The following is a 19,475-nucleotide window of genomic DNA, read 5'->3' as shown; positions in this document are numbered from 1 at the left end:
CCTATAAAAACTGAAAACGGAGAATTTTATACTTTTGAATGTAGCGGATTTTAGGGGAGCTTACAATTGCAATCCGCAAAAAACATTGCAAAAAAATCAAAAATCCCTTGATAAAAATTATAGATGTATTTAATGAAGCTTATTATAGCTTAAGCCAACATCATAAACCAGATTTTGAATGTACAGCTAATGTTGCCTTAAATCTTCCTTTCGCTATAAACCCCAATATAGAGGTAGAGATAGAGGGTAGTAATACGGCCCTTGATTTAAATGATATTGTGCATATATCTTTTGGTGTAATAGCCGTTATAGGTGCTGCACTACTTATAACAGAAATTTTAACAGGTGGTGATATATAGTTACCTTTCGAAAGCACCAAACTGTTCTTTGAAATCCTCGACAGTATTTTGAAAGGCTAATATTGTTCTTCGAAACGCTCGCCAGCATTTTGAAAGGCCAAAATGATTCTTCGAAACGCTTGACAATATTGCTATTTATAGTTACCATCTAACTTTTTAATAAAATAGATTTTTTTATTTTCGAGGTAATTGATTTTAGAAGCATCTGTGGCGCTTTTTTGTGGCTCAATGATGAAGTCGTTGGAGATTTTAAAGGCTTTGTCTGACAGATGGTTGATGATATCGGTGGGATAGGCCAAAAGCAAGCTGGTAAAGTGGTACATGCTTTCATAGCCTTTTAATACCATATCGCTTGGCCGTGCTAACAATTTGCTTCTATAGGCTTGTGAGATGTTGGCGATTACAGGCAAATTTCTTGGAAAATTGTACGACGTAGTATACACCATAGTAACGCCATTGCAATCTGATTTATCGAGTTCTCTTAAACCATCCCAAGTGGGCATGCCTACCACTGTAGCGGCATAGTTTTTATCGCTACTGATCGATTTTACTAGGTTGACACCAAAGGTTTCGTTTAAACTACCACAAATCACTAAGTTTTGTTTCACACTGTCTAGTTGGCTATTGAGGTCGGCACTACTAAAATTATCGTTGAGTTCTATGGTTTTAAACTTGAGTGGTAATGCGGCTGTTTTTTTATTGCTTGCAGAAAAGATATTATACAACATGTCTTCTAAAGCGCCTTTTCGTTTAACATACACGATATTATTGGTGCTATAATTGCGCTGAACATATTTGTGAATTTCTTCAATATGTGTTTTTAAAGCGGTATTTATCAGCACAAAAAAAGGGTTATCAGTTACCCCGCCATCATTCGGAAATGTTTCAGAAATAATGGGTATATTTCTATGCAACGCAATGTCTGCCAAGGGTTTTACATCGTTTCTGTTATTGAAGCATGCGATGATCATGGCGATGTTTTGAAACTCAGGCTTGCGAATAATGGTATAAATACTTTCGCTGCCTTTGCTATCGTAAAACAATACTTCCACAGATTTGCCCTCTGCTTTTAAACTATCCACCGCTAGCATCACACCATTGTAAAACTCAAGGCCAGGTAAAATCGTTTTCGGTAAATTATTGTTGCCAAGTTTGTAATTATTGCCGTCAAAAGCACTATCGGTATAAATAGGCGCAAATACAGCCACTTTTAGCGGCTGCTGTGCTTTTAAGGAAGATGTGACAAGAGCAATGAACATCGTAAACACACAATAGAAATATTGTTTCATGGGTGGTTTTTTAAACAAGCAAATTTTATAAATATTGTTGCATTATTCTGCGTTTGTCATATCTCAAATCCAACATCAGAAATCCCCAATCTTATCTTATTCCCACTCAATTGTTGCGGGCGGTTTACTGCTAATATCGTATACCACACGGTTAATACCACGCACATTATTGATAATCTCGTTAGAAATATTGGCTAGAAACTCATAGGGCAAATGTGCCCAATCGGCTGTCATACCATCTACGCTTGTGACTGCACGTAAAGCCACTGTAAACTCATAGGTTCTTTCATCGCCCATCACACCCACACTTTTTACAGGTAACAAAATAGTACCTGCTTGCCAAACTTTGTCGTACAAGCCTGCCTCTTTTAAACCTTTGGTATATAGGGCATCTGCGTCTTGCAACAGCGTCACTTTTTCTGCGGTTACTTCGCCTAAAATACGAATGGCTAAGCCAGGGCCAGGAAAAGGATGGCGGTATAATAAATCGTAGGGAATACCTAATTCTAAGCCTACTTTTCTTACTTCATCTTTAAATAATAAGCGCAGCGGCTCTACCAAACTGAGGTTCATTTTTTCCGGTAAACCACCCACATTGTGGTGCGATTTGATAGTGGCAGAAGGTCCGTGAACGCTTAAACTTTCAATCACGTCTGGGTAAATGGTACCCTGACCTAAAAAGCTAGCACCTTCTACTTTTAAGGCTTCGTCGTGAAATACATCAATAAATAATTTGCCGATTACTTTTCGTTTTTCCTCTGGATCGGTTTTATCTTTTAGACCATCGTAAAATAATTGCTTCGCATCAATCCCTTTTACGTTTAGGTCAAGCTGTTTGTAAATATCAAGTACTTGCTGAAATTCATCTTTGCGCAGCACACCATTGTCTACAAAAATACCATATAAGTTTTTGCCCACTGCACGACTGACTAAGGTGGCAGCTACGGTGCTATCTACACCACCGCTAAGTGCCATAATCACTTTACCATCACCAATTTGGGCTTTTAGTTTCTCAACGGTTTCGTTGATAAAAGAGGCGGGTGTCCAATTTTGTGTGCAACCACAAATGCTAACCAAGAAGTTTTTAATCAACACTTTCCCTTCGGTAGAGTGGTACACTTCTGGGTGAAATTGAATACCATACAAAGGCAAACTATCGGTGGTTGTTTTTTTGAAAGCTGCAACGGGAATGCTGTCTGTGGTTGCCAATATTTCAAAACCTTCTGGCAAAGCCACAATGCTATCGCTATGGCTCATCCACACTTGCGAATTCGGGCTAATGTGTTTTAATAAAACATCTTCGACATCTTTGGTTTGTAAAATGGCACGACCGTATTCTCTTTTATTGCTTTTATCTACCCGACCGCCATAGGTTTTAGCAGTTAATTGCGCACCATAACAAACACCTAAAACAGGTACTTTGCTATTTAAAGCAGCTATATCTACCGACGGAAAATCTACATCATTCACACTGCAAGGCGAACCGCTTAAAATAATGCCCTTTAAATCATGGTCAACAACAAAGTTTTTATTGTAAGGAATGATTTCGCAGTAAACATTGGCTTCTCTAACGCAACGTGCAATTAACTGGGTAAACTGGCTTCCAAAATCGAGAATAAGTATTTTTTCGGTCATGCCGCGAAGGTAAATGAAACGCTATAAAGGAAGAAGAAGAAAGTTGGGGTTGCTAGTTGCTAGTTTATTTTTAAATACGCAATTGAGGTTATTGTATTTGCACTTCGTTTTTTAGAAACTAGAAACTAGAAAATATAATCCTTTTATCTTCGCTGCATGACAAATGAAAAAGCTATTGCTGAAAAATTATTACAGGTGCAAGCCGTAAAGCTCAATCCTGAGAAGCCTTTTACTTGGGCTAGTGGCTGGAAAAGCCCCATTTATTGTGATAACAGAAAAGTATTATCCTTTCCTTTTGTAAGAGATTTTATTAAAAGTGAACTGTGTAGTGTCATTTTTGAGCAATATCCTGATGCAGATGTATTGGCGGGCGTTGCCACTGCTGGCATTCCTTGGGGTGCGATGGCTGCTGACCAATTAAAGCTACCATATATGTACGTACGTCCAAAACCAAAAGAACATGGTTTGGGTAATCAAATAGAAGGGCATTATGAAGCTGGCCAAAAAGTAGTGGTGATTGAAGACTTAATTTCTACGGGTAAAAGTAGCTTGCAAGTAGTAGAGGTGCTGCGCCAAGCGGGCTTGGAAGTCATTGCCATGGTGAGTATTTTTAACTATGGTTTTGCAATTGCTGAAGAAGCGTTTGCCAATGCCAACGTACCTTTTAAATCGCTTAGTAATTACCAAGCGCTTATTGGTATGGCCGTAGAAAAGCAATTGGTTTCTGCAGAAACCGAGGAACTGCTGTTGGAGTGGCGTAAAAGCCCAAGCACTTGGATGGCTGACTAAATGCATGCTACTATTTTAAAATAAAATATATGAAGAAACTAGTTTTTATCGTATTGTTTCTAGGTTTTTTTACTGCCAAAATGCATGCACAGGTAATGGCTGCTAAAACGCAAACTGTGGTGATTAAATCTGCCAATTTGCGTTGTTGGACTTGTAAAGAAAAGCTAGAAGACTATCTGGTGAGGGAAAATGAAGACAATATGCAAAGCGGTATGCTAAAGCGTACTTACAATTTATTGGCGGGAGAAATTCGTATACAATATTTGCCAGATCGTGTATCTGTAGATGCGATTAAAACAGCCATTAACAATGCTGGTTTTGATGCAGACAGCACTTTGGCAACTCCCGATGCTTATAAATTATTACCACCCATTTGTAAACGCAAAGAAGAGGGTGGTGGTCCACAAAAAGGAAAGCCTTGCCATATTGAACCCTATTAGACAACAAAAAAGCTACCGAATTTGGTAGCTTTTTTGTATTGGTTATTTATGAAATTAGATGATTAATAAAGAATCACCATAACTAAAGAATCGGTATTTATCTTTTATGGCTTTTTGGTAAGCTGCCATTGCTAAATCGTAACCTGCAAAAGCGCAAGTCATAATTAATAAGCTGGTTTTTGGTAAATGGAAATTGGTTACCAAACTATCCGCCACACTAAAATCATAAGGTGGGTGGATAAAATGGTTAGTCCAGCCTTCACTTGGTTTAAGCATTTTGGTTGCTGTAAAACTTGTTTCCATCGCACGCATGGTAGTTGTACCAATGCTACAAACGCGGTGGCCAGTTTGTTTTGCTTTGTTCACAATATTGGCCGCTTCTTCTGTAATTTGATAGTATTCAGCATCCATTTTGTGTTTGCTCAAATCTTCTACTTCAATTGGTCTGAAAGTGCCTAAGCCAGTATGTAAGGTTACTTCTGCAAAGCGGATACCTTGGATTTCGCAACGCTTAATAAGTTCTTTACTAAAATGCAAGCCCGCAGTAGGCGCAGCTACCGCACCTTCATGTTTAGCATAAACGGTTTGGTAGCGTTCTTTATCTTCTTCTGTTGGCGTACGTTTGATGTATTTAGGCAATGGAGTTTCACCTAAAAAGTCTAACATTTTTTTGAAGCTTTCCTCATCCTCATCCCATAAAAAACGAATGGTACGGCCACGGCTTGTTGTGTTATCAATCACTTCTGCTACCAACTCTTCATTCTCACCAAAATATAATTTGTTGCCGACACGAATTTTTCTTGCGGGATCAACAATCACGTCCCATAAACGGTTGGGTTTATTCAGTTCACGCAATAAAAACACTTCAATTTTTGCACCCGTTTTCTCTTTACGGCCATACATGCGTGCCGAAAACACTTTGGTGTTGTTGACTACAAATACATCTTTGTCGTCGAAATAATCAAGGATGTCTTTGAAATGTTTGTTTTCCATTGCACCAGTTTTGCGGTCAACCACCAACATACGCGCATCTTCTCTTTGTTTGGTAGGGTTTTGTGCAATAAGATTCAGCGGTAAATCGAACCTGAATTGAGATAATTTCATCTGTGTCTATTTAAGTAAATAATAGGCCACATTAAGTTCATCCTGCAACCCAAAGGGTAGTGGGTTTGTAAGGACTAGCTTGATGTTACGGCATCAAATTTTAAGAAAGTGTGCAAAAGTAAGGGTTTTAGCTAAGCTATCCAAGAAGGAATTTTGATTGAAGATGCCAAAGCGTTGAATGATTGTTTAGTATTGCACCCATGTTAGAGATAAAAGTGGCCACTATTGTAGATGCAACATTGCTTTCGGCTATTAGTAAGCAAACCTTTTACGAGGCGTTTCATGCCCAAAATACAAAAACAGATATGGATATGTTTTTGGCGTCTCATTTTGGCATAGCGGCTACTGAAGAAGAATTACAGGACGCGAATAATACCTTTTACTTAGTGTATCAAGAGGGCATTTTATGCGCTTATGCAAAAGTTACAGCAGTAGATCATCCTATGGAATTGCCAAATTATACAACATTGCGTATTTCTCGCATTTATGTGCTTGATGCATTTATTGGACAAGGCATTGGTAAATTATTGATGCAAACTTGCTTAGCGAAAGCAGCATCGCTTAATAAAACCCATGTTTGGCTGGGCGTATGGGAAAAAAATCAACACGCTATTGAATTTTACCAGCGCTTTGGTTTTGAACAATTTGGTACTGAAACATTTTTGGTTGGCACAGACCTACAAACAGATTGGCTGATGCAGAAAGCCCTTTAATCACCGTCATGTATTTTTGTTTTAGGTACGAGTTTCAGTTTTTTAAGTAAAATTTGTTTCAACTGAATTTTTACAATCTGACCCATTGTTTTGGCTTTTAAAAAACCAATTTGGTGAAAATGATTGGCCAATTCTATTTTGAGATGCTCAATTTTGTCGGGTGTTGAGATATTATCTTGGCACATCAAGTCTATCAATTCTTTAATACGATACCGAGATGATGCTAAACGAAAGACCACTTTGGTGCGCTCTTCAGCTTGGTATTGTTCAATCGATTCTTTGTTGAGTAGCTTACTTACAATTTCTACAAATGGGTAATTTTCTTTAAAAAATTGGGGTAGGTATAGGTTTTTTCTGCCTTCGTAGCATTGTTGGTCAAAGTCAATAGCTCTAATTCGGTATTGTACATTTTCAATATCTGGCGTGATATCTACCACAAAATTATAGCTACGTAAATCGCCCAAAAGCCGCATAAAGCAACGTTCATTAAACTTTACAAATTCCTTGGCAAAACGAACTTGGTTGGTATCTGGATGATAGAGATAGTTTTTGATAAATTCATCGCCCGGTATACCAGGAATATGTTCTTCAATCAACGTTTGGTAATTAGAAAAAAAAGTAATTCTATTGGGCGATAATAAATGTTCTAGTTCTAAACCGTAGACGCGGTTAGCATCGCCACGCTTAATATAATAATGGTCGTAGTTATCATTATAGCGATTCACGATTCTGATTCTAAAGGGTTGGCTATTGCCAAACACACAAAAATCAATGCGGGCCACATCTAATTGATTGACAAAACTGAAGTCGCCCTCTGTTTTTAGAATGGCATATACTTTTACGAGTCCATCGCGTAAAAATTCCCATTCCCGCATATCGTACGATACGGTTTCCCAGTAAGCGTCTTTACCAGATTTATCTTTTAGTGGTACGCTGTAAGTAAATCGCAACAAATCTTCATAATGCACGGGTAGATTCACCTCACGACCATGATTTTTTAGATATTTCCGCAAGCCTTCATTGATAGGAAAAATAGGCTTTTTCCGACTCGGCTTATTAGGAATATTTGACTCAGGATTAATCGATATCATGGTAATTGTTAATCTAACAGTAAATTATCTTGTTCATCTAGTAAATTCAAATTTACAGCATCTACCCCTGCAATTCCTTCAATAGAACCTCTAATATGTGCTGCATTCAGCAACACTTTTTCTAATTGTTTTTCTCTGGCTTTCCATAATTTTTCCATCGCATCTCGTTCTCGTTGTATGCTGAGTTTCATACTCATAAAACCTTCTCGGATGGCTTTCCATTGTTCATTAAATTCATTACCAATTAAATAATCGTACAGTAATACCATTTTATCGCCTTTATTTTCTTGGCTTTTTTTGGCATCATATATTTTTAAAATAGCATTTCGTAGTAATAAAGCCACGCTTTTTACTTCGGTAAATGTGCAGATATACACGCCGTCTTTTTCGCCAAAGCGCTCCATTCCTTTAGGCAAGGTTTGTGTTACAATCACTGCCACATCTGCGCCTAAATTTCGCATGTCTGTTTTTAATTTCTCAATCCAGTCGCCACCAAAATCTTTCGTGCGTTTACTTTCATAGATAATTTTTCCAGCTTCTACACCAAATTGGTTACGAACCGTTTGTATACAATCGGCGCCGCGTACACCTTTACCTACTTCTGAAACTTTATCAAAAGGGAAGGTGGTTTGCAGTAATTCTTCAAGCAATAATTCTTGTACCTCGCCTTGCAATTGCATGCTACCTTGTTCAGACTTTCGGCGCATTTCTTCGGCTAGCTTTTTTTGGTCATCTAGCTGTTTTTCAAGCTCTTTAACTTTCATCACAAAATCATGTTCTTTGGCCGACACTCTTTGTTCTTCAATTTTGCGGATATCTTCGGTTAGTTTTTCACGCTCCTGTTGCAATTGCTTTTGAACTGATAATTCTAGCTCTTGTTCTCTATTTTTTAGGGCTTGTTCTTTTTGCAAAAATTCAAGCTCTTTACTGCGTGCAGATTTTAACTTTTCTTCATTGTCGGCCAAGTTTTGCTGCAATAATTTCATCTGATTCTCAAAATCGGCGGCAATACTTTTTGTTAATTGAACTTGTAATTCAGCTTGTAGTTTTTGCTTTTCACTAGCCAATCGCTTGTTTATTTCCTCATCTTTCAGTTGTAATTGTTGTTGGTATAAAGCTTCTTTGTTACGAAATTCCTCGTCTTTCTTTTTTTGCCAATCAATCACTTTGGTGCGTAATTCTTTTTCAATTTCATCTCGCATAGAATCGCCAGGTTCAAATTGGTGTTTACAGTTGGGACAAGTAATAATGAATGATGCCATAGAGAAAAATTATGCTTCAAAACTATATTAAAAAGTAGCATGTTGGGCTAAAATGCTGATGACTGATAAAAGTTATACAGCTACAGAGTGCGACGAAACGGAAGTGTCATCTTATTACAAAAGCTGATAACCCAAACACCTTCTACGCATTTTAAAAATATCGAGTAACTTGCACCACTATGACACAAGAACAATTGAAAGATATAAGAGACAGAGTTACCGTCTTGAGGAGGTTTCTTTGACTACGATAGCCGTAAAACTAAAGTAGAACAAGACCGTCAGCTATCGTTATCGCCGGGTTTTTGGGATGACAATGCCCGAGCCACGGCTACCATGAAAGACATTAAGCTAAACGAATTTTGGATGAAATTGTACGAGCAAGTAGACACTTCGGTGGAAGACTTTGGCGTACTGTTTGACTTTTGGAAAAGTGGTGACGAAACGGAAGAAGAAGTAAAAAAAGCCTTTGATACAGCACTTGCGGCGGTTGAAGATGCAGAATTTAAAAGCACACTTAACAAGCCTGAGGACGAATTGCCAGCTATTTTACAAATTAACCCTGGCGCTGGCGGTACAGAAAGTCAGGATTGGGCTGATATGTTATTACGTATGTATTTAATGTATGGGCAAAAGCAAGGTTGGAAAGTTACCGAGCTAGATTACCAAGAAGGAGATGGTGCGGGTATCAAATCGGCTACTTTACAGTTTGATGGCCCCTTTGCATTCGGTTTTTTAAAGGCAGAAAGCGGCGTGCATCGCTTGGTGCGTATTTCGCCTTTTGACAGCAATGCAAGGCGACACACTTCATTTGCTTCGGTATATGTGTATCCATTGATTGATGATAGCATTGAAATTGAAGTCAATCCGGCTGATTTAGAATGGGCATTTTATAGAAGTGGTGGTAGCGGTGGTCAAAACGTGAATAAAGTAGAAACTGCGGTGCGTTTAAAACATGGGCCTAGTGGTTTTATTGTAGAATGTCAGCAAGCACGAACGCAAGGCGAAAACCGAGAATTGGCGTTGAAAATGTTAAAAAGTAGGTTGTACGAAGAAGAAATGCGTAAGCGACAAGAAGCTATTAATGCTACCAATAGCAACAAAAAGAAAATAGAGTGGGGCAGCCAAATACGCAGTTATGTGTTTCATCCATATAAGATGATTAAAGACCATAGAACCGATTATGAGGTAGGCAATGTGCAACCTGTTATGGATGGCGAATTGGATGGTTTTATAAAAGCTTATTTGATGCTGGAAAAAGAAACCACTGAATAAAATGATAGGAAAGATTTGCTATGATTTTTTTCGATTTATCTTTAATCACTGAATCTTATAAATTATACAAAATCCCTGTTCAGACAATCAACCATGGAAAAAGCAAAGCCCATATTTCACAGACGCATTTTTTGGGATGTTGATTTCGACAACCTAGATTATGATGCCAAGGCAAATTTTGTAATAGAACGTGTATTTGAGCGTGGTGATGTGCCTGATATTAGAAATTGTAGGCGGTATTATGGGGATGAGAGAATGAAAGAGGTACTAACCAATGCGAAATGGCTATCCAAAGAATGTATATACTTAGCAAGTGCAATTTTTAGTAACGAATTAACTGATTATAAATGTTATCAAACCTACCAGTTGAACCCAGAACAATGGCTTTATTAAAGCAGTTGATGGCAGTTCCTGAATTACAAGATTTTGCCCTTGTAGGAGGTACAGCTTTGGCAATTAGATATCAGCATCGTTTATCAATTGACCTTGATTTGTTCTCAACAAAAGATTTTATCAATTACCAGTTGGTTTCAATTCTAGAACAATATTTTCCAACATTTTCTTATCGTAGTACCAATAATCCTATTGGCGTTTTTGGATACATTGATGATATAAAAGTTGATTTTGTTAAGCATCATCGCTTTCAATTAATTGATAATATTATCATTGATGATGGCATTAGATTTTATAGCGATAAAGATATTATGGCGATGAAGGTGGCAGCTATATTGAAAAGGGCAGTAAAAAAGGATTTTTGGGATATTGCAGAATTATTAAAACATTATTCTCTAGAAGATGTTTTAGAGGCATACCATAAAAAGTATCCTGACCAAAGGTTGGCTATTTCTATACCTTTTGCTATTACTTATTTTGAAGATGCAGAAGATAGTGAAGACCCCGTTAGTTTAAAAGGGCAAACTTGGCAACAAGTAAAAAAAGATATTCAGAAGAAAGTGAGTGATTATTTAAAGTAATAATACGATTATGCGGACAAGGACAGCTATTGAACGTAACAAACCGTAGACCAAACATCCCAAATTAGATATTAGAACATGCGTTTATATCCAGAAACGGCAACCATACAGTTAGAATTTGACAAGGTAAAAGCTTTATTGGTAGACCATTGCAAAACAGTATATGCACAGGAAAAAGCAGATAATCTGCGTATTCATACCAAAAAAGATTATATAGAACTTGAATTACAGCAAAGCCATGAGTACAAATTATTGTACCAACAAAGCTTATACTTCCCCAATGATTTTACGCTAAATATTCAAAAAGATATTAAACTATTGGGTATACCTGGGGCTTTGCTCGTGAGCGAACAATGGATACACATCAAAAAGTTGGCAGAAAATATCAGTAATATTTTTAGATGGTTTGATACAGAAAAACGTTTGGCTTATCCTTCATTAACCAAAGTGATTGAACACACTTACTACGAAAAAGTGATTGTAGAAATGATTAATGAAGTGCTAGACGAGAATGGCAATGTAAAAGACAATGCTAGCGACGATTTGTATAAAATACGTATGGCTTTGTATAAGCGTAGAAACGAGCTGCGACGCATGTTTGAGAAAGTGGTTGCCAAACTTAATAAAGCTGGTTACAGTGCCGAAATTGAAGAAGGTTTTAGCAATGGCAGACGTGTGGTAGCCGTGTTTGCAGAACATAAAAGACAAGTAAAAGGTATTTTACATGGCGAAAGCGATAGCCGTAAAACCGCCTTTATAGAACCCGAAGAAACCATTCCTTTAAACAACGAAGTGTTTGCTTTAGAACACGAGGAAAGCCGAGAAGTACAACGTATTTTAAGAGCTTTAACCAGTAAACTATCGGTGTATTCTGGCTTGTTAATGGGTTATTTAGAAATTGTAGGGGAGTTTGATTTTATTAAAGCCAAAGCCAAACTGGCGGTTGACATGAATGGTCAATTTCCGAATTTGCTTGATAAAGCACATTTAGAGTTAAAAGACGCTTACCACCCTTTGCTGTACTTGTATAACAAAGCGTCTAATAAACCAACTATCCCTGTTACTTTAACATTAGATGAGAAAAGCAGAATATTGGTAATTAGTGGTCCCAATGCGGGCGGTAAAACCGTTACCATGAAGACGATTGGCCTTAACCAAATCATGCTACAAAGTGGTTTGTTGGTACCAGTGCATCCTACATCACAAATGGGGATTTTTAAACAATTATTTATACATATTGGCGATACGCAAAGCATTGAATTTGAGTTGAGTACCTATTCATCGCATTTGCAACACATGAAACATTTTATAGAAGTAGCCAATGGTAAAACCTTGTTTTTTATAGATGAGCTAGGTAGCGGTAGCGATCCTAATTTGGGTGGCGCATTCGCCGAAGTGATTATGGAAGAATTGGGTAGAAGACATGCGTTTGGCATCGTTACCACACACTATTTGAACCTAAAAGTGATGGCGAATCATACACAAGGGATTATCAACGGTGCTATGCAGTTTGACGAAGTGCATTTACAACCAATGTACAAACTGATTGTGGGTAAGCCGGGTAGTAGTTATACGTTTTCTATTGCTGAGCGCATTGGCTTGCCGCAACATTTAATAAATAGAGCGAGAAAGTTGGTAGATGAAGACCATTTTAAGCTAGACAGATTACTCAATAGAACCGAGCAAGATTTACAGCAATTAGATATTGAGAAAAAGGACTTACATAAGCTTATACGTGAGAATGAGAAGCTGAAAAAGGAAATGGAAACAGTGCTTAACAAAGAGCGCCACCAACAGCAAATAGAAACTTTAAAGCACCAAAACCAAATTACCGAAGAGCGCTTGGCTTACTTGAAAGATATGGAGCGAAAACTAAAGCAAGTAGCGCTAGACTGGAAAAAATCGGAGAATAAGGAGCAAGTAGTAAAAAGCTTGCATACGCTGCTGTTTAAAGGCAACGAAAAAGTGGTAGTCAATAAATTGGCTAAAAAAGTAGACAAAAAATTTGTAGAGATTAAGCAGGACATTGTGGTAGGTGCATTGGTAAAACTGAAGAAAAATTACCAAGTAGGCGAGGTAAAAGAAATACGTGGCAAGCGCGCCATTGTGCAAATTGGCCTGCTACCAATGAATGTAGAAATTGATGATTTGGTAGCTGTAGAAAAACTAGAAGAGAAAGTAGAATAATATATACATATTATTTTTTTAGAAGTTTGTTGAGTCATCGCTAGTGCTACTATTGAGCACTGTATGCGTCGCACCTCGCATCTGTAACACTTTACCCAGCTTTGCTCACCTTTTATGTTTACTGCAATCATTTAAATCATCTTAATCATTCTATCAGTGATTATCTTTGCGCCCAATTAAAAATAGGATATGCCTACAATTGAGTTAAACCGAGTTCAAAACGATTATGGTTTTGAAGTTAAAGATGAATACGGCCACGTAGTAAGAATGGATACAAGCCCAGAAAGTGGTGGGCAAAACTTTGGTGTACGCCCCATGCAAATGCTATTAATGGGTCTTGGTGGTTGCAGTGCGATAGATGTCATTATGATTTTGAAAAAGCAACGCCAAAATGTACGTGATTATAAAATGATTATTAAAGGCGATAGAGAAGCGGGTAAAGAACCTTCTTTATGGAAAGATATCACTGTTGAGTTTCATATTTATGGTGAAGTAGACCAAGAAAAAGCAGAAAAAGCGGTTGACTTATCCTTGAATAAATATTGCTCGGTAGCAGCAACTTTATTTGCCGCAGGCGCAGCCATAAAAACAGAAACTTTTGTACATCCATAACCCCTGATTTGAATGATTGTAATGATGTATCATGATTCTTAATTCATCCTGCATCAGCGTTCTATTTCACTTTTCACCACTTACTTTTCACAACTATGCATAAACAAACCCTCGCTATTCGTACACAAACTGCTCAGTCATTCGAGATGGAGCATTCAACACCCTTATATTTAACTAGCAGTTTTACTTTCGATACTGCAGAAGATATGCGTGCCGCATTCGCTGATGAAAGCGATGACAATATTTATAGCCGTTACAGCAATCCAACCGTAGATGAATTTGTAAAAAAAATGTGCTTACTAGAAGGCGCAGAAGCAGGCTTTGCTACAGCGAGCGGTATGGCTGCGGTGTTCAATTCAATTTTTGCTTTATTGAAAGCTGGTGACCACTTAATTTGTTGCAGTTCAGTATTTGGAAGTACACATGCTTTGGCCACTAAGTTTTTACCAAAATATGGCATTGAATGTACGTTGGTGAGTTCTACCAAGCCAGAAGAATGGGAGGCTGCGGTAAAACTCAATACTAAAATGGTGTATTTAGAAACGCCAACCAATCCTCAATTAGAAATTATTGATTTGGCTTGGGTGGGTACATTTTCTAAAAAACATAATATCATTTTTAATGTAGACAATTGCTTTGCATCACCTATTTTACAAAACCCAATTGAGTTTGGTGCCGACATTGTAAGCCATAGCGCTACCAAGTGGATTGATGGACAGGGTAGGGTTTTAGGTGGTATTGTGGTAGGTAGAGCAGATTTGATTAGAGACATTTATTTATTCTGCCGTAATACTGGCCCAAGTATGAGTGCATTTAATGCATGGGTTTTAAGCAAAAGCCTTGAAACACTAGATGTAAGAATAGAAAGACATTGCGCCAATGCACTCGCTATTGCTACCAAGCTAGAACAAAACGATAAAATTGCTTGGGTAAAATATCCTTTCCTACCCTCGCACCCACAATATGAGATTGCCATTAAGCAAATGAAAAAAGGTGGTGGTGTGTTGTGCTTTGAACTAAAGGGTGGTGTAGAAAGCGGGCGTAAGTTTTTAGATGCACTAGAGCTATTATCAATGACACCCAACCTTGGTGATACACGCAGTATTGCATCGCATCCTACAAGTACTACACACTCAAAATTAACTGAAGCTGAAAGGTTGGCTATTGGTATTACGCCAGGTTTAATTCGTATTTCTGCGGGCTTAGAAAATGTAAATGATATTTTAGCAGATATTGAGCAGGCACTAGAAAAATGCTAAAAAAATTGCCACAGAGGCACTGAATCTCAGATTTTAAGATCTATTGGTTGGGTGTTTCTGTGGCAATTAATTTCTCTGTGTTTCAGAGCATCAGTGGCTTGTTCCTATTTGTCAAAACTATTAGGCCAAGTGGTCTTCAGTTTGTCTACTTTTATTAACACTTCATCATTTAGTTGATTTTTGTAGGCTTGTAAAGCCTCACTCAATTCAGCATCAAAACTACCTAAAATAGTAGCGGCCAAAATACCTGCATTCTTTGCAGCGTTTAATGCTACAGTGGCCACAGGTATGCCATTAGGCATTTGTAAAATACTCAATACGCTATCCCAACCATCGATAGAATTGCTGCTTTTAATAGGTACACCTATTACAGGCAAAGTGGTAATACTTGCTACCATACCTGGTAAATGTGCCGCACCACCTGCACCTGCAATAATCACTTTCAAGCCACGGTCTTTTGCAGTTTTTGCATAATCAACCATGCGCAAAGGTGTTCTGTGTGCTGAAACAACTGTTAACTCAAAAGGCACATTGAAATGCGTAAGCATATCTGCTGCTGCTTGCATAATAGGAAGGTCGCTATCGCTACCCATAATAATACCAACCAAAGGTGTATTTGCCATATACTATTTTAAAGCGGCAAGATAAAGGGTATGCTAACATGCGCCATATTTTTTTGTAAAAACAACGTTGTAATAGCTATTTAGGTGTGTTGCCTGTGCTTGTGCTAAGTGCAGTACTGCTACCACCACTATTGCCTAGTACATTTACTTTGGTTATTAACTCGTTCAGGTCTTTTATGCAAGTTTCGTATAATGAAACGTCTAAGTTGTCTGCTTGAGCGCTATTTTAACGGCTTTCCAATAAATCTGCTAACGCATTGTATAATGCCAATGCTTTTTTATGTACCGATGTAAAGCCTTCTACACTTTTTGTAGCACTATCATCGGTTATACGATTACCATATAGCGCCTCATATTCAGCATTTACAATACCTATGTCGGTAATCCAAGCTGTGCCGTTGAGTGCAGCTAAGGCATTTTTACGCTCTATATTATTTGTAAAGCCATCTACGATATTGGTTAAAATAGTGGTTTCTGCTAGTTGATTTTGATAAGCAATGCCTTTTCCAAACCCTTCTACATAGTGCAACCATGTTCTGGCTTTGGTTGCCAAGGTTTCATCTGGAAAATTGGTCATTGATTCAAGAAACTTTACAAAGGCTGTGATTAATACATCACGTTGGTGGTCTAATTTGTTTAAAATTTGGGTAAGTTGATTGCTTTTCTCTTTGTATAACGCTGCTTGTAAGCTAGCAAATATGGCTGTTAATGCCGCCGAAGCTGCTGTTAGTTTTAGTTTGCTCGCATCGCATTTATTTATTTATTAATGCTACAAACTGTTTTAAGAATTGCAGGAAAGAAGGATTTTCGAGTGCATTTTGTTTGACGCTGATAATTTTCATGATTGATTAATTTTATTACTCGAATATACAAATTGATAAATTATATAAATGCGGCGATTTTCAATTAAAATTAAATTTTAACAACAGCAGTATTTTTCACATAAATATTTTAGCCGCCTATTGTAATGGCACTACTTCTTATAGCAATGGGGCAAAACATGACGTAAATGTGTTACTTCCAAGAGAAGTGATGCAAAAAATGTAAAAATTGCCCTACTTCCTTTGGAAGTAAGGCTTCAAAAGTATTTTTTGTGCTACTTCCAAGAGAAGTGAAGCAAAAAATGTTTTAAATGCGCTACTTCCAAGAGAAGTAGTACGAAAAAGGTAAAAGATAGATTACTTACTAAAGAGATAGGGGCTTGGTGGAGATGATGTGTTTATAATGACTGAAATAAAGTAATTAAAATGTTTTGTTTAGTTAATTGGTACTTCTATTTTTGAAATGTTGTTATGATTAGCTCCAATTTTTTAACCACACACAAAATTGAAATAAGAAAGGATGAAAATATTGTTTATCATAATCGGGCTGATTATATTGTCTGTCTTAGTTTTTGTTGTGTATAGACTTATAATAGTTAAACGACAAAATAATAAACTTAATACAGAGCGCTTTAATAGAGTTAGAGAACTTTACAATAAACTTGAAAGTGGTCAGGAAATTTTTGAGAATGACATTCTACCTTTTGCTAAAAACGTGCTTACAAGACAAGCTACATTTCAATTATTACATGACCATAACAAGACAAGTCTTTTCCCTGAAGAATTCAATAACTTGATTTCTGCTGCGGAAAGCAATCTCGCAAATTGGTTAGAGTTTCCGACAGAACTTGGGGCTTGTCCAGACGAAATAGAGCACATCAAAAGAGTAACTTTTGACTTTGACGGGCAAAACAACTTCGTACACTACGAAGTTTTCAAATGCAAGGTGAATGAACCACATTGGGCAGCAAAAAATAATTGGTTCTTAGGTGTAGTTGGTCCATATTTTGACGATAGCAAGCCTTATGATTTTCCACAAGCAACTTTTAGTAGGATAAGTAGTAAATTGGATGAAGTAACGCCAGATGAAGAAGCAAAATGGGTACATGAAAATATATCAATGCAAAGATAAAAAATAGGAAAGCAACATTCTGTTATCCGCTGCTGTTGGTGTTGCTCTCACCAACGGCTTTCATTTGGTTAGATGCTTCCTTCGTCAGCATGACATTATCAAACGCTTTGCCTCAAACATTACATTCGCTCAGGTACACCAATGCCTAACAATTGCATACCTGTTTTAAGTACTTGTGCCGTTAGTTGCGATAACTGTAAGCGTAGCACTTTCTTCTCTTCACTTTCTGCATTAGCAATAGAATGTTCTGTATAAAACGAGTTAAAGGTTTTTGCCACATTAAAAATGTAAATCGCCACTTTGCTTGGGTCGTGTTCTATGGCGGCTTCGCCAATAACCGTAGGGAATAGTTCTAGCGTGATGGCTAGGGATTTCTCTAATGGCAGAAGGCTAGTACCGTCGACCGTCGTCTGTTGACCGTCGACCGTTGTTGCCAACTTTCTTAAAATGCTTTTTATTCTGGCATGTGTATATTGAATAAATGGCCCTGTAAATCCATGAAAGTCGATGCTTTCTTCTGGGTTAAATACCATTTTCTTTTTAGGGTCTACACGTAGTAGAAAGAACTTCAATGCGCCTAAGCCAATGGTATTATAAAGGCTAAGCAATTCATCGTTTGAGAAATCTTTTACCTTGCCTAATTCTTCCGTTTTTTGTTGCGAAATGCTAATCATTTCTGCTACCAAATCATCCGCATCTACCACCGTGCCTTCACGGCTTTTCATTTTGCCCGTAGGCAGTTCTACCATACCATAACTCAAATGAAAAATACCATCCGCAGATGGCAAGCCTAGCTTTTGGCAAATGAGTTTCAGTACTTTAAAGTGGTAATTCTGTTCGTCACCCACTACATAAATACTTTGGTGGGCATTAAACTCTTTTTGTTTTTGCTCAGCCAAGCCAATGTCCTGCGTGATATAAACCGATGTACCATCTTTACGGCGAACAATCTTTTCGTCAAGGCCATCAGCGGTTAAATCAATCCACACACTGCTATCTTCTTTTTGGAAAAACACTTGCTTTTCCAAGCCCTTTTCTACCAAATCTTTACCAAATAAATAGGTGTTGCTTTCGTAATAAGTTTTGTCAAAATCGCTACCAATGGTTTGGTAAGTGGTATTAAAGCCTGCGTACACCCATGTGTTCATTTTCTGCCACAAATCTATCACTTCGGGCTTTCCTGCTTCCCAATCTATCAGCATTTGCTGTGCTGCTTTCATAATGGGCGCCTCTTTCTCTGCTTGTTCTTTGGTAATGCCAGTAGCAACCAATGCATCTATTTCAGCTTTGTAAGCGTCATTAAATTTTACATAATAATCACCTACAAAATGGTCCCCTTTTTTGCCAGTGCTTTCTGGTGTTGCGCCGTTGGCAAATAATTGCCAGGCAATCATACTTTTACAAATGTGAATGCCTCTATCATTAACAATACAGGTTTTAACAATATCGTAGCCGTTTGCTTTTAGTATTTCTGCAATGCTCCAGCCTAAAAAGTTGTTGCGCAGGTGACCAAGGTGTAAAGGCTTATTGGTATTAGGCGATGAATATTCTACCATCACACGCTTACCATTTGGCGCAGCCTTACCAAAACTTTCATTATTAAAATTGGTATTGGTAAACTTGAGCCAGTAATCATCAGCAATACTGAGGTTTAAAAAGCCCTTAATAACATTGTAAGCGGTAAATAGAGTAGGGTTATTGGCTACTAAATAATTGCCAAGCGCTTGCCCAAATGCATCGGGCGATGTCTTTAATTGTTTTACAAAGGCAAATAATACCACGGTGTAATCGCCTTCAAACTCTGGTTTTGTAGCGTTTACCAATATGGCAGCATCTTCTATATCAATTGTGTATAAGGCAGAAATTGCTTTAGCAGTAACTTGTTTAATCTGTGTAACAACACTCATATTCTT

Annotated in this window: 19 protein-coding genes; 11 read left to right on the top strand and 8 right to left on the bottom strand. The window is 37.6% G+C overall.

Annotated elements, in window-relative coordinates:
• The first annotated feature begins 107 nt into the window (after nt 1–107).
• Entirely contained in the window at nt 108–359 is a 252-nt protein-coding gene (locus ACFOW1_RS13605) for a hypothetical protein (protein WP_379014983.1), read from the top strand.
• Between the two features lie 131 nt (nt 360–490).
• On the opposite strand, the gene ACFOW1_RS13600 is transcribed toward ACFOW1_RS13605, so the two are convergent.
• Nucleotides 491–1,648 (bottom strand): hypothetical protein, encoded by a 1,158-nt coding sequence (locus ACFOW1_RS13600; RefSeq protein WP_379014981.1) that lies wholly within the window; start codon nt 1,646–1,648, stop codon nt 491–493.
• A 96-nt stretch (nt 1,649–1,744) separates the two neighbouring features.
• Nucleotides 1,745–3,283, bottom strand: a complete 1,539-nt coding sequence (guaA, locus tag ACFOW1_RS13595; RefSeq protein WP_379014980.1) for a glutamine-hydrolyzing GMP synthase — start codon at nt 3,281–3,283, stop codon at nt 1,745–1,747.
• Nucleotides 3,284–3,439: 156 nt separating this feature from the next.
• Between guaA and pyrE the strand changes: the two genes are divergently transcribed.
• Together pyrE and ACFOW1_RS13585 are read left to right on the top strand one after the other, a co-directional pair.
• Nucleotides 3,440–4,072, top strand: a complete 633-nt coding sequence (gene pyrE, locus ACFOW1_RS13590; protein ID WP_379014978.1) for an orotate phosphoribosyltransferase — start codon at nt 3,440–3,442, stop codon at nt 4,070–4,072.
• 29 nt (nt 4,073–4,101) lie between these two features.
• The gene (locus tag ACFOW1_RS13585; RefSeq protein WP_379014976.1) at nt 4,102–4,512 is read left to right on the top strand and encodes a hypothetical protein; all 411 of its coding nucleotides are present in this window, start codon (nt 4,102–4,104) and stop codon (nt 4,510–4,512) included.
• Nucleotides 4,513–4,566: 54 nt separating this feature from the next.
• Here ACFOW1_RS13585 and queA read toward each other — a convergent pair whose 3' ends face one another.
• Nucleotides 4,567–5,616, bottom strand: coding sequence for a tRNA preQ1(34) S-adenosylmethionine ribosyltransferase-isomerase QueA (gene queA / locus ACFOW1_RS13580; protein ID WP_379014974.1), 1,050 nt, complete (start codon nt 5,614–5,616; stop codon nt 4,567–4,569).
• Between the two features lie 200 nt (nt 5,617–5,816).
• On the opposite strand from queA, the gene ACFOW1_RS13575 reads away from it, so the two are divergent.
• The gene (locus ACFOW1_RS13575; protein ID WP_379014972.1) at nt 5,817–6,329 is read left to right on the top strand and encodes a GNAT family N-acetyltransferase; all 513 of its coding nucleotides are present in this window, start codon (nt 5,817–5,819) and stop codon (nt 6,327–6,329) included.
• Here ACFOW1_RS13575 and ACFOW1_RS13570 read toward each other — a convergent pair.
• Complete coding sequence (locus ACFOW1_RS13570; protein ID WP_379014971.1) at nt 6,326–7,420, bottom strand: hypothetical protein; 1,095 nt, start codon at nt 7,418–7,420, stop codon at nt 6,326–6,328. The two genes, ACFOW1_RS13575 and ACFOW1_RS13570, sit on opposite strands and share 4 nt — an antisense overlap.
• Before the next feature lie 8 nt (nt 7,421–7,428).
• Nucleotides 7,429–8,682, bottom strand: a complete 1,254-nt coding sequence (locus ACFOW1_RS13565) for a DUF2130 domain-containing protein (RefSeq protein WP_379014970.1) — start codon at nt 8,680–8,682, stop codon at nt 7,429–7,431.
• 179 nt (nt 8,683–8,861) lie between these two features.
• Between ACFOW1_RS13565 and prfB the strand changes: the two genes are divergently transcribed.
• The 6 genes from prfB (at nt 8,862) to ACFOW1_RS13535 (ending at nt 14,986) form a co-directional block, all read left to right on the top strand.
• A protein-coding gene (gene prfB, locus ACFOW1_RS13560; RefSeq protein WP_379014968.1) for a peptide chain release factor 2 occupies nt 8,862–9,954 on the top strand; the annotation gives its coding sequence in 2 pieces (ribosomal slippage) (nt 8,862–8,921 and nt 8,923–9,954; 1,092 coding nt in all).
• Nucleotides 9,955–10,047: 93 nt separating this feature from the next.
• A complete protein-coding gene (locus tag ACFOW1_RS13555; RefSeq protein ID WP_379014967.1) occupies nt 10,048–10,347 on the top strand; it encodes a DUF6922 domain-containing protein in 300 nt (99 codons plus the stop codon).
• Nucleotides 10,335–10,928, top strand: coding sequence for a nucleotidyl transferase AbiEii/AbiGii toxin family protein (locus tag ACFOW1_RS13550; protein ID WP_379014966.1), 594 nt, complete (start codon nt 10,335–10,337; stop codon nt 10,926–10,928). The genes ACFOW1_RS13555 and ACFOW1_RS13550 overlap by 13 nt, the downstream gene beginning before the upstream one ends.
• Nucleotides 10,929–11,006: 78 nt before the next feature.
• The gene (locus ACFOW1_RS13545) at nt 11,007–13,115 is read left to right on the top strand and encodes an endonuclease MutS2 (RefSeq protein WP_379014964.1); all 2,109 of its coding nucleotides are present in this window, start codon (nt 11,007–11,009) and stop codon (nt 13,113–13,115) included.
• Between the two features lie 189 nt (nt 13,116–13,304).
• A complete protein-coding gene (locus ACFOW1_RS13540; RefSeq protein ID WP_379014963.1) occupies nt 13,305–13,727 on the top strand; it encodes an OsmC family protein in 423 nt (140 codons plus the stop codon).
• A gap of 95 nt (nt 13,728–13,822) precedes the next feature.
• Nucleotides 13,823–14,986 carry a trans-sulfuration enzyme family protein gene (locus ACFOW1_RS13535; protein WP_379014962.1) on the top strand — a complete coding sequence of 388 codons (1,164 nt, stop codon included), beginning with the start codon at nt 13,823–13,825 and terminating at the stop codon, nt 14,984–14,986.
• A 104-nt stretch (nt 14,987–15,090) separates the two neighbouring features.
• On the opposite strand, the gene purE is transcribed toward ACFOW1_RS13535, so the two are convergent.
• Complete coding sequence (gene purE, locus ACFOW1_RS13530; RefSeq protein WP_379014961.1) at nt 15,091–15,609, bottom strand: 5-(carboxyamino)imidazole ribonucleotide mutase; 519 nt, start codon at nt 15,607–15,609, stop codon at nt 15,091–15,093.
• A gap of 226 nt (nt 15,610–15,835) precedes the next feature.
• Nucleotides 15,836–16,252 (bottom strand): DUF6261 family protein, encoded by a 417-nt coding sequence (locus ACFOW1_RS13525; protein WP_379014986.1) that lies wholly within the window; start codon nt 16,250–16,252, stop codon nt 15,836–15,838.
• 698 nt (nt 16,253–16,950) lie between these two features.
• On the opposite strand from ACFOW1_RS13525, the gene ACFOW1_RS13520 reads away from it, so the two are divergent.
• Complete coding sequence (locus ACFOW1_RS13520; RefSeq protein ID WP_379014960.1) at nt 16,951–17,562, top strand: hypothetical protein; 612 nt, start codon at nt 16,951–16,953, stop codon at nt 17,560–17,562.
• 119 nt (nt 17,563–17,681) lie between these two features.
• Here ACFOW1_RS13520 and argS read toward each other — a convergent pair whose 3' ends face one another.
• On the bottom strand, nt 17,682–19,469 hold the full coding sequence (gene argS / locus ACFOW1_RS13515) for an arginine--tRNA ligase (RefSeq protein ID WP_379014959.1): 1,788 nt from the start codon (nt 19,467–19,469) through the stop codon (nt 17,682–17,684).
• Nucleotides 19,470–19,475: the final 6 nt, after the last annotated feature.

It is taken from the genome of Parasediminibacterium paludis, from assembly GCF_042651445.1.
GTDB lineage: Bacteria > Bacteroidota > Bacteroidia > Chitinophagales > Chitinophagaceae > Parasediminibacterium > Parasediminibacterium paludis.
Note: the sequence above shows the minus strand (reverse complement) of the source record. Positions and strands in the feature narration are given on the sequence as shown.